This window comes from Cupriavidus sp. SIMBA_020 (genome assembly GCF_046535395.1).
Classification (GTDB): domain Bacteria; phylum Pseudomonadota; class Gammaproteobacteria; order Burkholderiales; family Burkholderiaceae; genus Cupriavidus; species Cupriavidus campinensis.
In genome coordinates, this window is the sequence record NZ_JAWRWU010000001.1 from 164,603 (window position 1) to 180,063 (window position 15,461).

Here is a 15,461-nt window from a genome sequence, read left to right on the forward strand (position 1 = left end):
CTCAGCTCTCCCGGGTGCCCATGAGCCCGCGTGGGCGGAAAATCAGCATCACCACCAGCAGCAGGTACGGCAGCACCGGCGCCACCTGGGCCACCGTGAGCTTCCAGACCGAACTCAGTGGCGTGGCGTCGCTGACGTTGAGCCCCAGCGCGCCGAACAGGCCGGCCAGCGAGGCGTCGATCGTCACCGCGAAGGTTTGCAGCACGCCAATCAGGATCGAGGCGATGAACGCCCCCACCAGCGACCCCATGCCCCCCACCACGGCCACCACGAAGACGATGGAGCCTACCGCCGCCGCCATCGACGGCTCGGTCACGAAGGCATTGCCGCCGATCACCCCTGCCAGCCCCGCCAGCGCGGCGCCGCCGCCGAAGACCATCATGAACACGCGCGGCACGTTGTGGCCGAGGGCCTCGACCATCTCCGGGTGCGTCAGTGCGGCCTGGATCACCAGCCCGATGCGGGTGCGGGTCAGCACGAGGTAGATCGCCACCAGCATGCCCAGCGACACCAGCATCATGAACGCCCGGTAGGTGGGGAAGGACGAGGTGAACACGGTGAACAGCGGCCCGTCCAGCTCCGGCGGTACCCGGTACGGCACGGCGGCCAGCCCCCAGACCAGCTTCACGCCCTCCTCGATCAGGTAGGCCAGGCCGAACGTGAATAGCAATTCGGCCACGTGACCGAACTTGTGCACGGTGCGCAGCCCGAAGCGCTCGACCAGCGCGCCGGCCCCGGCCACCAGCAGCGGGGCCAGGATCAGCGCCGGCCAGAAGCCGATCTTGCTGGCGATGGTGTAGGCAAAGTAGGCGCCCAGCATATAGAAGCTGGCATGCGCGAAATTGAGCACGCCCATCATGCTGAAGATGAGCGTGAGCCCCGATGACAGCATGAACAGCAGCAGCCCATAGCTGATGCCGTTCAATAGCGAAATGACGAAAAATTCCACGGCGGGTCCTTCGGTGGGACGTGTGGCGCCCAGCGCAAAAGCGTGATTGTCCGCCGATCCGGGGCAGACGGAAACCCGTCCCGCCCCGGATCGCTCAGATGCCGGTGGCGCGCCGGATCAGCCCGGGCGCTTCATCTGGCAGGAGGTGGGCTGGGCGGCGACAAACTGGTCGAGCTGCGCATCCGTCTTCCAGCCATAGCCGGTGTTCTCGGCGTCGTACTTCACTTCCTTGCCGTCCACCTTGGTCCACGTGGCCACCACGAGCGACTGTTGCGCCTGGTGGTCGGTGTTACGCATCTCGACGGTGCCGTTCATGCTTTCCACCTTGAGGCCCTCGAGCGCCTGGGCCACCTTCACCGGATCGGTGGAGTTGGCCTTCTTCATCGCCTGGCTCAGCATGGCGATGCCCGTGTACGACGCCATCACGTAGAAATCGTCGTTGTACTTCTTTTTGAAGCCCTCGATGATGTCCGAGCCCTTGAACCCCTTGTTGTTCGGGTTGTAGTAGCCCACGTACTTGACGCGCTCGGCGCCGGCAGCGCCCATCGCCGTTGCCACGCCCGTGGTGCCGGCGTAGTAGGTGTAGTAGTTCGTGGTCAGCCCGGCGTCCTTGCCGGCCTTGATCAGCAGGGCCAGGTCGCTGCCCCAGTTGCCGGTGATGACCGTATCGGCGCCCGAAGCCTTGATCTTGGCCGCATACGGCGCGAAGTCCTTGACCTGCGCCAGCGGGTGCAGGTCCTCGCCCACGATCTGGATGTCCGGACGCTTGCGCTTCAGGTAGTCCTTGGCGGCGCGCGCCACCTGGTGCCCGAACGAGTAGTTCTGGTTGATCAGGTAGACCTTCTTGACGTTCTGATCCTTGGCCAGGAACGTGGTCAGGGCCTCCATCTTCATGTCGGAGTTGGCGTCCAGCCGGAAGTGCCAGTAATTGCACTTGCTGTTGGTCATGTCCGGGTCCACCGCCGCGTAGTTCAGGTAGACGATTTCCTTGCCCGGATTGCGTTCGTTGTGCTTGGCCACCGCGTCTTCGAGCGCCAGCCCCACCGAGGAGCCGTTGCCCTGCACGATATAGCGGATGTTCTGGTCCACGGCCTGCTTGAGGATGGTCAGGCTTTCCTGCGGCGACAGCTTGTTGTCAAACCCCACCACCTCGAACTTGTGCGCGCCGGCCCAGTTCTTCTGGTTGGCCACCTCCGCCACGTACTGCCAGCTCTTGAGCTGGTTCTGCCCCACCGGGGCCATCAGCCCAGACAGCGGATCGATGAAGGCAATCTTCACCGTATCCGCCGCCGCCATGCCCGAAACCAGCGTGGAACCCAGTGCCGCAAATACCGCCACACCAGCCACCAGCGGACGCATCTTCGTCATACCTGTCTCCTTCACTCTCGTTATCGAATGGCGATTGGAACCGCCGCGGGCGGGGTTGCCGCCTGCCTGTTGCTGCCTGTTATGGATCGGAATTGCACCCGGCCCCGGTCTACGCCGGCTGGCTCAGGCGGTTGGCAGCTTGTAATCCTTGAACTGGTCGCGCAGCTTGAGCTTCTGCATCTTGCCGGTGGCCGTCAGCGGAATCTCGGTGACGAATGCCACGTCGTCCGGAATCCACCACTTGGCCACCTTGCCCTCGAAGAAGGCCAGCAGTTCCTCGCGCGTGACGTCCATGCCGGGCCGCCTGACCACCACCAGCAGCGGGCGCTCGTCCCATTTGGGGTGAAAGGCGGAGATGCACGCGGCCATATGCACCGCCGGGTGGGCGGCGGCCACGTTCTCGATGTCGATGGACGAAATCCACTCGCCGCCGGACTTGATCACGTCCTTGCTGCGGTCCGTGATCTGCATATAGCCTTCCTCGTCGATGGTCGCCACGTCCCCGGTGGGGAACCAGCCATCGACCAGCGGCGTGTTGTCGTTGCGGAAGTAGGTGGAAATCACCCACGGACCGCGCACATACAGGTCGCCGAAGGCCTTGCCGTCCCACGGCAGCTCGGCGCCTTCGCCATCGACGATCTTCATGTCGACGCCATAGATCACCCGGCCCTGCTTCTCCAGGATCTTGTGGCGCGCGTCCTCGGGGAGGTCTTCGTGACGGGCCAGCAGCTTGCACGAGGTGCCCAGCGGCGACATCTCGGTCATGCCCCAGGCGTGGATCACCTCCACGTCCAGCGCCTCCAGCGCGCGGATCATGGCCGGCGGCGCCGCCGAACCGCCGATCACGGTGCGGCGGAAAGTCGAGAATTTCAGATTATTCGCATTGACATGCTGGAGCAAACCCAGCCAGACCGTCGGCACGCCAGCGGAAAAGGTCACCTTTTCCTGCTCGAACAGTTCGTAGAGCGAGGCGCCGTCCAGCTTGGCCCCCGGCAGCACCAGCTTGGCGCCGACCAGCGGCACCGAGTACGGCAGACCCCAGGCGTTGACGTGGAACATCGGCACGACCGGCAGGATCACGTCCCGCGCGGAGCAGCCGAGTGCGTCGGGCAGCGCCGATGCGTACGAGTGCAGCACCGTGGACCGGTGCGAGTACAGCGCGCCCTTTGGATTGCCGGTGGTACCCGAGGTGTAGCAAAGGCTGGAGGCCAGGTTTTCGTCGAATTCCGGCCAGGCGTAGTCGCCATCCTGCGCGTCGATCAGGTCCTCGTAGCAGAGCAGCGGCACCTTGGCGTCGGCCGGCATGTGGGCGCGGTCGGTCATCATCACCCAGCCCTTTACGTTCGGGCAATGCGGGGCCACGCCTTCCACCAGCGGCAGGAAGGTGGCGTCGAAGAACACGTAGCGGTCTTCGGCGTGATTGACGATATAGGCGATCTGTTCCGGGAACAGCCGGGGATTGATGGTGTGGCAGACGGCGCCCATGCCGGAGACGCCGTAGTAGATCTCCAGGTGGCGATAGCCGTTCCACGCCAGCGTGCCGACTCGTTCACCCTGCTGCACGCCCAGCGCGCCGAGCGCCTGGGCCACCTTGCGGGCCCGCAGCTCGCAGTCGCGGTAGGTGTAGCGGTGGAGGTCGCCCTCGGTCCGCCGCGAGACGATTTCTGTGCTGGCGTAATACCGCGCAGCGTGCTTGATGATGGAGGAAATGAGCAGCGGCGCGCTCATCATTTGACCCATCAATGCCATGGAATGTCTCCAGTCTTTGTCGTGGTCGGCCTGAGAAAAACGAACAACCGTGCTTATTTTTGGCGGAATGTTCCCGTGCTCCTCGCCGCATGCGCGTCCACGTCATGCACGAGATTGATGTCCGCTATCGATAAGGCATGGCGCCCCGGTGGACACCCCCTCGGCCGACAGGGGAAAACCGGTGCAAGTACAATACTGCGTGCCCTGATGCGTCTCAATATGTCGTTTTCCCCTAGCCTGCAAGCGCACTTCGGCACCCCCAATCCACCCCCGCAGACCGCAAAGCAGGACGTCGATGCCCCCTGAGTCCCCCGTACCGTTCCGCACCGCGCCCGGCTTTGCCGCGCTGGGCGAGCGCTTCTTCACGCGCCTGCAGCCCACGCCGCTGCCCTCGCCCTACCTGGTCAGCGTGGCGCCGGCTGCCGCCGCGCTGCTGGGCTGGAGCCCGCAGACGATCGGCGCCGAAGCCAGCCAGCCGGATTTCCTCGACACCTTTATCGGCAACCGCGTGCCCGACTGGGCCGACCCGCTGGCCACGGTCTACTCGGGCCACCAGTTCGGCGTCTGGGCCGGGCAGCTGGGCGATGGCCGCGCCATCCGCCTGGCCGAGGCCGAGCGCGACGACGGCCCGTGGGAAATCCAGCTGAAAGGGGGCGGCCTGACGCCCTACTCGCGCATGGCCGATGGCCGCGCGGTGCTGCGCTCATCGATCCGCGAATACCTGTGCTCCGAGGCCATGTACGCGCTGGGCGTGCCGACGACGCGGGCGCTGGCCATCGTCGGCTCGGACGCCCCGGTGCGCCGCGAGACCATCGAGACCGCCGCCGTGGTCACGCGCCTGGCGCCGAGCTTTATCCGCTTCGGCCATTTCGAGCACTTTGCCGCGCGCGAGGACCATGCCGCGCTGCGCGAGCTGGCCGATTTCGTCATCGACCGCTTCTACCCCGCCTGCCGCGATGCCGGCGGCAACCCCTACCAGGCGCTGCTGCGCGAGGTCTCGCTACGCACCGCGGACATGGTGGCGCACTGGCAGGCCGTCGGGTTCTGCCATGGGGTGATGAACACCGACAATATGTCGATCCTGGGGCTGACCATCGACTACGGCCCGTTCGGCTTCCTGGACGCCTTCGACGCCAACCATATCTGCAACCATTCCGACCAGCAGGGCCGCTACGCCTACAGCCAGCAGCCCCAGGTGGCGTTCTGGAACCTGCATTGCCTGGCGCAGGCGCTGTTGCCGCTCTGGCGCGACACCGATGCGGCCGACGCAGCCGATCCCGAGGCCGCCAAGGAAGCTGCGGTGGCCGCTGCGCGTGAGGCACTCGACCCGTTCCGCGACCGCTACGCCGCCGCCTTCTTCCGCCACTATCGCGCCAAGCTGGGCCTGCGCCCGCTGGGCGGGCAGGAAAACGAGGACGAGGCGCTGCTGACCAACCTGTTCCGGGAACTGCACGCCAACCGCGTGGACTACACCTTGTTCTGGCGCAACCTCGCCCGCATCTCGGGAAAGGATGCGAGTGCGGATGCCCCGGTGCGTGACCTGTTCCTGGACCGCGCCGCCTGGGACGCCTGGGCCGCCGAGTACCGCGCCCGGCTGCAGGCCGAGCAGTCCGACGACGCCACGCGCGCCGCCGGCATGCTCGCCGTGAACCCGAAGTACATCCTGCGCAACCACCTCGCAGAAACCGCGATCCGCGCCGCGCGCGACAAGGACTTCTCCGAGGTGGACCGCCTGCTGGCCGTGCTGTCCCGGCCATTCGACGAGCAGCCCGAGGCGGAAGCCTATGCCGCCCTGCCGCCGGACTGGGCGTCCGGGCTCGAGGTCAGTTGCTCATCGTGACATCGAAGAATCGTGAATTTCTGAATCTGTAAGGATTGCGGCGCGAGTCCGACCAAGCAAGACCGGGGCCCCGCGCCACCGCCCAACGAGAAGGACGCAAGATGACCATCAAGAAGACCGACGCCGAATGGCGTGAGCAACTCTCCGATATCGAGTACCGCGTCGCGCGTGAAGCCGCCACCGAGCGCCCGTTCACCGGCCGCTACTGGGACCACTGGAACCAGGGCATCTACCACTGCGTGGGGTGCGGCACGCCGCTGTTCGAATCAGCCACGAAGTTCGACGCCGGCTGCGGCTGGCCCAGCTATTTCAAGCCGATCAACGGCGAGGTGATCGCCGAGCACACGGACCACAGCCACGGCATGACGCGCGTGGAAGTGCGCTGCAAGGAATGCGGCAGCCACCTGGGCCACGTGTTCGAGGATGGCCCGGCCCCCACCGGCCTGCGCTATTGCATCAACTCGGCTGCGCTAAAATTCGATGATCGGGATCCTTCCGATCGCGGGTGAAACTTCGGGTGATGTAATCGTTGCTTAGGACGCCCGCCACGCGCCATTCCCCAAGTACAATGGCGCGGCCGCGGGCCTCTGCACCAGGCAAGCCCGCCAATCAACCATCGTCCGCATGAAATTTCTTTTCGACCTGTTTCCGGTCATCCTGTTCTTCATCGCCTTCAAGCTGTTCGGCATCTATCCGGCCACGGCCGTCGCGATGATTGCCACGGTGTTCCAGATTGCCTGGGTGCGCTTCCGCCACGGCAAGGTGGAACCGATGCAATGGGTCAGCCTGCTGATCATCGGCGTGTTTGGCGGTGCCACCATCCTGTTGCACAACGAGACCTTCATCAAGTGGAAGCCGACGGTGCTGTACTGGCTGTTCGCGGTGACGCTGGTGGGCTCGGTCATTGGCTGGCGCAAGAACCTGATCCGCGCCATGATGGAAAAGCAGGTCACCCTGCCGGACGCCATGTGGGGCCGCCTGAATGCGGCCTGGGCCGGCTTCTTCGCCGCCATGGGCCTGCTGAACCTCTACGTGGCATACACGTTCTCCACCGATACCTGGGTCAACTTCAAGCTGTTCGGCAGCATGGGGCTGATGCTGGTGTTCATCGTGCTCCAGAGCATCTGGATGTCGCGCCATATCCAGGAAACTCCGTCCGAATAAGCCGGACGCCACGCTACAAGGAACCCGGATGGCTGCAGACCCCGCCACCATCGACGCGCTGCTGCGCGCGGCCCTCGCCCCCACCCGCCTGACCGTGCGCGACGACAGCGCGGCCCATGCCGGCCATGCCGGCGCGGCCTCCGGCGGAGGGCATTACGAAGTGCTGATCGTCAGCGAGTTGTTTGCGGGCCACTCGCGGGTTGCCCGCCATCGCATGGTGTATGATGCGCTGCGCGCCCTGTTCCCGGCGCAGATTCATGCGCTGGCCGTCAGCGCCTACACCGACCAAGAATATCAATCCCGCGAAGCTTCACGCGACGCTACCCGCAACTCTCAGACCTGATTCCATGAAGACCACCGTCCTCTCGTTCAGCCTGGCGGCTGTGCTTGCTGCTGGCAGCCTGCCCGCAATCGCCCAGAACGCCGCCGTTGTGAATGGCAAGCCCATCCCCTCGGCCAAGCTGGACAAGCTGATCGCCGGCACCGGCCAGCCCGCCAGCCCCGAGCTGCGCGACCGGGCCCGCACCATGCTGATCGACCGGGAACTGCTGCTGCAGGAAGCCAACAAGCGCGGCATCACCCAGCGCGACGACGTGCAGGAGCAGCTCGAGCAGGCCAAGCTCAACGTGCTGGCCGGCGCGGTGTTCGAGGACTACGTGCGCACCAACGGCGCCAGCGACGACGAACTGCGCAAGCAGTACGACAAGATCAAGGCGCAGTTCGGCAACGGCAAGGAATACCACGTCCGCCACATCCTGGTGGAGAAGGAAGCCGACGCCCGCGCAATCATCGCCAAGATCAAGGGCGGTGCCAAGTTCGAGGACGTGGCCAAGGCTTCGTCGAAGGACACCGGCTCGGCCGTCAATGGCGGCGACCTGGACTGGGCCAACAGCACCAGCTACGTGCCCGAGTTCTCGGCCGCGATGACCGGCCTGAAGAAGGGCCAGATGACCGACACGCCGGTCAAGACCCAGTTTGGCTGGCACATCATCGAACTGGTGGACACGCGCGACGCCAAGATCCCGTCGTTCGAGGAAGTGAAGCCGCAGCTGCAACAGATGCTGATGGGCGACCAGGCCTGGCAGCGCGAGCAGTTCCAGGCAATGATGAAGTCGATCAAGGAAAAGGCCAAGATCCAGTAAGGATCCCGGCGTTTCCCGATACCGAAACCGGCGCCCAGGCGCCGGTTTTTGTTTCCCGGGCGCGCTGGCACACACTTTGGGGATATTTCGACGTTCCCCCGGCACAGTGCGCCCGGTAAGATGTTTCCCACGGGCCGCCGGGCCGTTCCGGACCGGCACCCGGCATCCTGGGAGCGCATTGCAAGCATGGGCGTGACAAGCGGCTACTGGCACCTGTGGCATCTCTACTCGCGCGGCGTCGTCTACTGCGCGCTGGGCATGCCGCATATCGATTGCACGGGCATGCGCTGGCGCCACCTCCACCCTCACCTGCCCGAGCGCGACCGATACGCGCAGACCAAGCTGCTCCAGGCGACCATCGCCTATATGGAGATGCACGGCGAACTGTCCGTGCCGCCCGACGCCGACCGCATGCGCCTGCTGTACTCGCGCTACCTGCCCTGGAGCGCCCGGCTCCAGGCGGACATGGCGCCCATCGATCCCACGGTGAACCCGGCGACGGCTTAGCTTCGCCCCCTCCGCCATTCCCACAAAAAGTTACTCTAGCGTCACGTACAACCCGGATATTGCTGACGATCCTGTCAGCGAAGCCAGGTCTTCGGCATGGGCATTGCTTGGGTCCGCTACCCCCTGCGGCCATAACGCCTGAATCCTGCCACCGAGAGTTGTCATGAAGCTCAAGATCATCAACCCCAATACCACCCAGAGCATGACCGACAAGATCGGCCAGTGTGCCCGTGCGGTGGCCATGCCGGACACACAGATCGTGGCAGTCAGCCCACGCATGGGCCCGGCTTCCATCGAGAGCCATTACGATGAGGCGCTCAGCGTGCCGGGCATCCTCGACGAGGTCCTGCTGGGTGAGCAGGAGCACGTGGACGGCTACGTGATTGCCTGTTTCGGCGATCCGGGCCTCTACGCAGCGCGCGAGGTAGCGGGCGGCCCCGTGATCGGCATCGCCGAGGCCGCCATGCACGCGGCCAGTATGATCGGCACGAGCTTCAGCGTGGTCACCACGCTGGCCCGCACCTGCAATATCGCCTGGCACCTGGCCGAGCGCTACGGCATGAAGCGGTTCTGCCGCAACGTGCGCGCCAGCGACCTGCCCGTACTGGAGCTGGAGCGGCCCGGCTCGGATGCGCGCCGCATCATCACCGAAGCCTGCCGCGTGGCACTGGCCGAGGACCAGAGCGACTGTATCGTCCTGGGCTGCGCTGGCATGACGGACCTGTGCGCGGAGATCTCCGACGCGACTGGCGCCCCGGTGATCGACGGCGTCTCATGCGCCGTCAAGATGGCCGAGGCACTAGTCTCGCTGCGGCTCTCCACCAGCAAGCGCGGAGACTGGGCGCGGCCGCTGCCGAAGGCCTACACCGGCCTGCTGGCCCAGTACGCGCTGGGCTGAATGCACCGCATTGAGTCATTGCCAGGCCGGTCGCGCCCAATCTTGCCCCCCCCGACTTCCAGAGCAGCATCAGCAAAGACCGAGGCGCACCATCCGCGCTGGTTTGATCTGGCGCAAAGTCAGTCGCAACAGCAGGGATCGGCAACAAATGTTCACGTCTGTCTGATTGGCGACGGCGTGAGGTGGACTTAGGATGGGCTGCCTGAATTCCTCGATCTGGAGCATCCATCATGCCAATCATTGCACTGCCCTTCGCCATCGCCAGGCGCTATCCGAACCAGAGGTCGCTGCGCGGCTAAGGCATCGCCCCATGACCGCGGCGCTCGACCTGCTCGGCTGGTTCTTCATCAACATCGCCGTCCCGTTGCTGGCGCCCGTGGCATTGCTGCCAATTGCGCGTGTGCCCCGCTTCTATCGGCGGCACAGCAGAGGCATTGTCGTGCGGGCCGTCCAGGATGGGCAACTGCTCTGGACCGTGATTGCGATGAGCGCCAGCGCATGCCATGCACTGGCAGGGCAATTCAACGTCGACCTACTGCCCGGTCCACAGCGGCTGGTCTGGCTCGGCATCACGTGGCATGTGGGCATGATTGTTGGCGCGTCCGGACTCGTCCTCGTGGGTGCCATGGACCAGCATCCCGCGCGGCGCGGCGCCGACTTGCAACCTAACCATATCCTGCGGCTCTCGGTCGTCCTGGCCATGCTGGCCGCGGTCAGTTGCTCGGTCATGCGCGCATTGGGTTCCTAGCTATCAACCTTAAGGAAACGCTCATGGAAAAATTCCTGAACCGGCTGCGTCATGACAAACGCTTCGCAAGGAGGTTCGAGATGGTGGTCATCCTTGTGTACGGCAGCACGGGCCTCTGCTGGATGTCCGCGCTGGCCTACACGGTGCTGACCAGAGGCGGCCTCAAATAGGAAAAGCCCGCTTGCGCGGGCTTTCCTGGGGCTTCAGTCTGTCAAGCGCCGTGCAGCGATCAACCGACCCACTTCCGGGCGTTGCGGAACATGCGCATCCACGGGCTGCCGCCGTCTGCGGCCTGCTTCCAGGCATCCGGGGCCCAGCTCATGGTAGCTGCCCGGAACACGCGCTCCGGGTGGGGCATCAGGGCCGTGAAGCGGCCGTCCACGGTCGTGACCGAGGTGATGCCGTCCGGCGAGCCGTTCGGGTTCAGCGGATAGGCCTGCGTCACGGCGCCCTTGTTGTCGACGAAGCGCAGCGCCACCTTGGCGGCCTGGATGTCGCCCTGCTGCGAGAAGTCGGCAAACCCTTCGCCGTGTGCCACGACGATCGGAATGCGGCTGCCTTCCATGCCGGCGAAGAAGATCGATGGCGATTGCTCGACCTGCACCGTCACGAAGCGCGCTTCGTACTGTTCCGACTGGTTGCGCGTGAACTTCGGCCAGGCATTGGCACCCGGGATGATCGGGGCGAGGTTGCTCAGCATCTGGCAACCGTTGCAAACGCCCAGCGCGAAGGTGTCCTGGCGGTTGAAGAAGGCCGCGAACTGCTCGGCCATCTGCGCGTTGAACAGGATGGTCTTGGCCCAGCCTTCGCCGGCGCCCAGCACGTCGCCGTAGCTGAAGCCGCCGCACGCCACGAAGCCCTTGAAGTCGGCCAGGCTCGCCCGGCCGGCGATCAGATCGCTCATATGAACGTCGTGCGTGTCGAAACCGGCGCGGTCCATGCTGTACGCCATTTCGAGGTGCGAGTTGACGCCTTGCTCACGCAGGATGGCGACGCGCGGACGGTTGCCAGTGGCGATGAACGGCGCGGCGATGTCCTCGGCCGGGTCGAACGTCAGCACCGGGCTGATACCGGGGTCCGTGGCGTCCTGGAGCAGCTGGTACTCGCTGTCCGCGCAGGCCGGGTTGTCGCGCAGGCGCGCGATGCGCCAGCTGACTTCCGACCAGTTGCGCTGGAGTTCGGCACGGGCGGCGCCGAACACCTTCTTGGCGTCGCGGTACACCTCGACCTGATCCGTCGTGTTCGGCTTGCCGATCACGTGGCTGCAGGCCGACAGGCCAGCTTCGCGGAGCACGCCAAACACGGCGTCGCGCTCGTCGAGTCGCACCTGGATCACGGCGCCCAGCTCTTCGGCGAACAGCGCGCGCAGCGTCTGGTCGTTGCGGCGCTCCGCCACCTGCTGCGCCCAGTTCTTGGCGTCGCCGTAGTCCTGCTCCTGCGTCGGGTCGAGCGTCAGCATGTCCACGTTCAGGGACACGCCGCAGTGGCCCGCAAACGCCATTTCGGCCACGGCAGCCATGAAGCCGCCGTCCGAGCGGTCGTGGTAGGCCAGCAGCTTGCCTTCGCGGTTCAGGCGCTGGATCACGTTGAAGAAGTTCTTCAGGTCGTCGGCGTTGTCGACGTCCGGCGCGCGGTCGCCCACCTGCTGCGTCACCTGCGCCAGGATGCTGCCACCCATGCGGTTCTTGCCGCGGCCCAGGTCGATGGCGATCAGCACGCTGTCGCCCAGGTCCGTGCGAAGCTGCGGCGTCAGGGTATTGTCGACGTCATCCACCGCGGCAAACGCCGAGATGATCAGCGACACCGGCGCCACCACTTCCTTGTCGCCATCGGCGTCCTGCCACTTGGTGCGCATGGACAGCGAATCCTTGCCGACCGGAATGCTGATGCCCAGCGCCGGGCACAGTTCCATGCCGACGGCATGCACGGTGTCGTACAGCTTGGCATCCTCGCCCGCCACGCCGCAGGCGGCCATCCAGTTGGCCGACAGCTTGACCTTGCCGAGGTCCTTGACCGGCGCGGCCGCCAGGTTCGTCAGCGCCTCGCCAATCGCCATGCGGCCGGAGGCCGGTGCGTCGATCACGGCCAGCGGCGTGCGCTCGCCCATGGTCATCGCCTCGCCGGCCTTGCCCTTGTAGTCGAGCGTGGTCACGGCCACGTCGGCCACCGGCACCTGCCACGGGCCGACCATCTGGTCGCGCGCGTTCATGCCGCCCACGGTACGGTCACCAATGGTGATCAGGAACGACTTGCTGGCCACGGTGGGGTGGCGCAGCACGTCGCGCACCGCCTGCTCCAGCGCGATGCCGGTCACGTCCACCGGCGGCAGTTCCCGGGTCACGCGGGTCACGTCGCGGTGCATGCGCGGCGGCTTGCCCAGCAGCACGTCCATCGGCATGTCCACCGCGAAGTGCTCCTTGAGCGCGGCGTCCACGTGGGCATCCACCAGTTGCAGCTGCTGCTCCTCGGTGGCCACGCCAACCACGGCAAACGGGGCGCGCTCGCGCTCGCACATGGCCTGGAAGCGCGGGAAGCTGTCCGGCGCAATCGCCATGACATAGCGTTCCTGCGACTCATTGCACCAGATTTCCGCCGGCGACAGGCCCGACTCCTCCAGGTGCACCTGGCGCAGGTCGAAGCGCGCGCCACGGCCGGCGCCGTCCACGAGTTCGGGGAAGGCGTTCGAGATGCCGCCCGCGCCCACATCGTGGATCGACAGGATCGGGTTGTCGTCGCCAAGCTGCCAGCAGGCGTTGATGACTTCCTGCGCGCGGCGTTCCATCTCGGGGTTGCCACGCTGCACCGAGTCGAAATCGAGGTCGGCCGTGTTGGTACCGGTGGCCATCGAGCTGGCGGCGCCGCCGCCCATGCCGATGCGCATGCCCGGGCCGCCGAGCTGAATCAGCAGCGTGCCGGCCGGCAGCGGGTCCTTGTGGGTATGGCCCGCGTCGATATTGCCGATGCCGCCGGCAATCATGATCGGCTTGTGATAGCCGCGCACCGTGCCGGCCACGTTCTGCTCGTAGACGCGGAAATAGCCGCCCAGGTTGGCGCGGCCGAATTCGTTGTTGAACGCGGCGCCGCCGAGCGGGCCCTCGATCATGATCTGGAGCGGCGAGGCGATGCGGTCCGGCTTGCCGGTTACGCCGGCCTTGTCGTCCGGATTGCGATGGGCCACCGGCTGGGCGGCATCGCGGTCGTTTTCCCAGGCCTCGATGGCATCCGGCAGCATCAGGTTGGACACCGTGAAGCCGGTCAGGCCCGCCTTCGGCTTGGCGCCCCGGCCCGTGGCACCCTCGTCGCGGATTTCACCGCCGGCGCCAGTGGAGGCGCCCGGGAACGGCGAGATCGCGGTCGGGTGGTTATGGGTTTCCACCTTCATCAGCGTATGGGTCAGCGCCTCGTGGCGGCCGTACTGCTGATCCGCGCCGCGCGGGAACCAACGCTCGGCCATGTCGCCTTCCATCACGGCCGAGTTGTCCGAATACGCGACGATCGAGCCCTGCGGGTTCAGCTGGTGCGTATTGCGGATCATCGCGAACAGCGACTTGTCCTGGCTCACGCCGTCGATCGTCCACGTGGCGTTGAAGATCTTGTGGCGGCAGTGCTCGCTGTTGGCCTGCGCGAACATCATCAGTTCCACGTCGGTCGGGTTGCGGCCGAGCTTGGCGTAGGCGTCGAGCAGGTAGTCGATCTCGTCCTCGGACAGCGCGAGACCCATCGACGTGTTGGCCTCCTCCAGCGCGGCACGGCCGGTGGCGATGTCCACGAAGCGCAGCGGCTTGGCCGGCAGTTCCTGGAACAGCCCGGCGGCGTCCTCGCGCGAGGCGATCACGGTTTCGGTCATGCGGTCGAACAGGTGCGCGGCCACGGCGGCGCGCACGTCGGCGTCCAGCGTCTTGCGGCCGCGCAGCAGGCCCTTCTTGCAGATCACGGTGATCTCGATGCCACGCTCGATGCGGTGCACGTGAGACAGCCCGCAGTTATGCGCGATGTCCGTGGCCTTGCTGGCCCATGGCGAGATCGTGCCGAAACGCGGAATCACCACGAAGCGGTCGCCCTCGGACTGGGCCGTGAACGGCGTGCCGTAGGTCAGCAGCGCGGCAATGCGCGACTGGTCTTCGGCGGAGAGCGGCGTGTCGGTGTCGACAAAATGCAGAAACTGGCCATGCACCGATTCAATATCGGCATCGATCTGTTTGAGCGTGGCAAGCAGGCGTTGCTGGCGGAAGGCGGAAAGCGCCAAAGCGCCGGGGAAGCACGAGAAATGCGCCATGATCGTAGCGGTCGGGAGGCGTAGGGAGGTCGGGGCTGGCGGCCGCCGGCACCGCTGAGTGGGGAGCCGGCTGGCGGGAAACCGCTATTGTACCTTGCCGGCGCCCGCTTTTTGCATTGCGCAATGGGACAGAGGCGGACATGAACGTCCAAATCGGCTGCGACGCCGGCAAGTGCAGCGGGCACACCCTTTTAGTGCGCCCTGAATCACTTCATGCGAAACCGCGGTTCAGAGCGACGTCGCCGATCGCGCCGCCTGCTCGTACAGACCGGTCAACACGCGCAAAAGGCGCGCAAGTTCGCCGATCTCGACGTTTTCCTCGCTACCTTCGGTGAAATTGCTGGTCAGGCATTGCTCGCGGATCTCGCGATAACGGGCGCAGGCCTCGGCGCCGGCCTGCGTGGTGGCGTAGGTGGCCTCTTTGCCCACCCGCTCGCCCGCGACCAGCCCCAGCCCCGCCAGCTTCTTCAGCGCGTAGGTGACCAGATGGGTGTCTTCCACATTCAGCACAAAGCAGATGTCGGCCAGCCGCTTGGCCCGGCCCCGGTGGTTGACGTGGTGAAGCACCAGCACGTCCAGGAAGGTCAGGTCGCGCACGCCCGCCGCGCCCATGCAGCGCACCACCCAGCGGCTGTAGGCGTTGTAGGCCGTGTTCAGGCCGAACTCGAATTCGGACAATTCCGGGCTCCGCACCGAAACGAGGTGCGAGGACGAGACGATATTGACGCCGGCGGCGCGGCCCAGCGTGGCGGGAGGCCGGACGGCGGCCGATGGCGCGTCGTCGGACGCGCTGGCCTGGACTGGCTTGCGTGCCATGAAG

Annotated in this window: 14 protein-coding genes; 9 read left to right on the forward strand and 5 right to left on the reverse strand. The window is 65.8% G+C overall.

Annotated elements, in window-relative coordinates:
- Window position 1: 1 nt before the first annotated feature.
- The 3 genes from SB751_RS00785 to SB751_RS00795 all read right to left on the reverse strand — a co-directional run bounded on the left by SB751_RS00785 (window position 2) and on the right by SB751_RS00795 (window position 4,066).
- Window positions 2-949: a branched-chain amino acid ABC transporter permease gene (locus tag SB751_RS00785; RefSeq protein WP_144195560.1), complete on the reverse strand. Its 948-nt coding sequence runs from the start codon at window positions 947-949 to the stop codon at window positions 2-4.
- A gap of 117 nt (window positions 950-1,066) precedes the next feature.
- The gene (locus tag SB751_RS00790) at window positions 1,067-2,317 is read right to left on the reverse strand and encodes a branched-chain amino acid ABC transporter substrate-binding protein (protein ID WP_144195562.1); all 1,251 of its coding nucleotides are present in this window, start codon (window positions 2,315-2,317) and stop codon (window positions 1,067-1,069) included.
- Between the two features lie 123 nt (window positions 2,318-2,440).
- Complete coding sequence (locus tag SB751_RS00795) at window positions 2,441-4,066, reverse strand: 3-(methylthio)propionyl-CoA ligase (protein WP_144195564.1); 1,626 nt, start codon at window positions 4,064-4,066, stop codon at window positions 2,441-2,443.
- A gap of 295 nt (window positions 4,067-4,361) precedes the next feature.
- Here SB751_RS00795 and SB751_RS00800 point away from each other — a divergent pair, with 295 nt between their 5' ends.
- The 9 genes from SB751_RS00800 to SB751_RS00840 all read left to right on the forward strand — a co-directional run bounded on the left by SB751_RS00800 (window position 4,362) and on the right by SB751_RS00840 (window position 10,535).
- Window positions 4,362-5,906 carry a protein adenylyltransferase SelO gene (locus SB751_RS00800; RefSeq protein ID WP_410747718.1) on the forward strand — a complete coding sequence of 515 codons (1,545 nt, stop codon included), beginning with the start codon at window positions 4,362-4,364 and terminating at the stop codon, window positions 5,904-5,906.
- A 101-nt stretch (window positions 5,907-6,007) separates the two neighbouring features.
- Window positions 6,008-6,415, forward strand: coding sequence for a peptide-methionine (R)-S-oxide reductase MsrB (gene msrB / locus SB751_RS00805; RefSeq protein WP_144195568.1), 408 nt, complete (start codon window positions 6,008-6,010; stop codon window positions 6,413-6,415).
- 115 nt (window positions 6,416-6,530) lie between these two features.
- The gene (locus tag SB751_RS00810) at window positions 6,531-7,070 is read left to right on the forward strand and encodes a septation protein A (protein WP_144195570.1); all 540 of its coding nucleotides are present in this window, start codon (window positions 6,531-6,533) and stop codon (window positions 7,068-7,070) included.
- 28 nt (window positions 7,071-7,098) lie between these two features.
- A complete protein-coding gene (locus SB751_RS00815; protein WP_313816568.1) occupies window positions 7,099-7,413 on the forward strand; it encodes a BolA family protein in 315 nt (104 codons plus the stop codon).
- A 4-nt stretch (window positions 7,414-7,417) separates the two neighbouring features.
- Window positions 7,418-8,212, forward strand: coding sequence for a peptidylprolyl isomerase (locus SB751_RS00820; RefSeq protein WP_144195574.1), 795 nt, complete (start codon window positions 7,418-7,420; stop codon window positions 8,210-8,212).
- A gap of 186 nt (window positions 8,213-8,398) precedes the next feature.
- Window positions 8,399-8,719 (forward strand): hypothetical protein, encoded by a 321-nt coding sequence (locus SB751_RS00825; RefSeq protein ID WP_211943441.1) that lies wholly within the window; start codon window positions 8,399-8,401, stop codon window positions 8,717-8,719.
- Window positions 8,720-8,882: 163 nt separating this feature from the next.
- A complete protein-coding gene (locus SB751_RS00830) occupies window positions 8,883-9,617 on the forward strand; it encodes an aspartate/glutamate racemase family protein (RefSeq protein WP_250025245.1) in 735 nt (244 codons plus the stop codon).
- A 310-nt stretch (window positions 9,618-9,927) separates the two neighbouring features.
- Window positions 9,928-10,365, forward strand: coding sequence for a hypothetical protein (locus SB751_RS00835; RefSeq protein WP_144195580.1), 438 nt, complete (start codon window positions 9,928-9,930; stop codon window positions 10,363-10,365).
- A 23-nt stretch (window positions 10,366-10,388) separates the two neighbouring features.
- The gene (locus SB751_RS00840; RefSeq protein ID WP_186296741.1) at window positions 10,389-10,535 is read left to right on the forward strand and encodes a hypothetical protein; all 147 of its coding nucleotides are present in this window, start codon (window positions 10,389-10,391) and stop codon (window positions 10,533-10,535) included.
- A gap of 59 nt (window positions 10,536-10,594) precedes the next feature.
- On the opposite strand, the gene purL is transcribed toward SB751_RS00840, so the two are convergent.
- Window positions 10,595-14,641 carry a phosphoribosylformylglycinamidine synthase gene (gene purL, locus SB751_RS00845; protein WP_410747719.1) on the reverse strand — a complete coding sequence of 1,349 codons (4,047 nt, stop codon included), beginning with the start codon at window positions 14,639-14,641 and terminating at the stop codon, window positions 10,595-10,597.
- 228 nt (window positions 14,642-14,869) lie between these two features.
- Window positions 14,870-15,457, reverse strand: coding sequence for a winged helix DNA-binding protein (locus SB751_RS00850; protein WP_144195585.1), 588 nt, complete (start codon window positions 15,455-15,457; stop codon window positions 14,870-14,872).
- Between the last annotated feature and the right edge of the window lie 4 nt (window positions 15,458-15,461).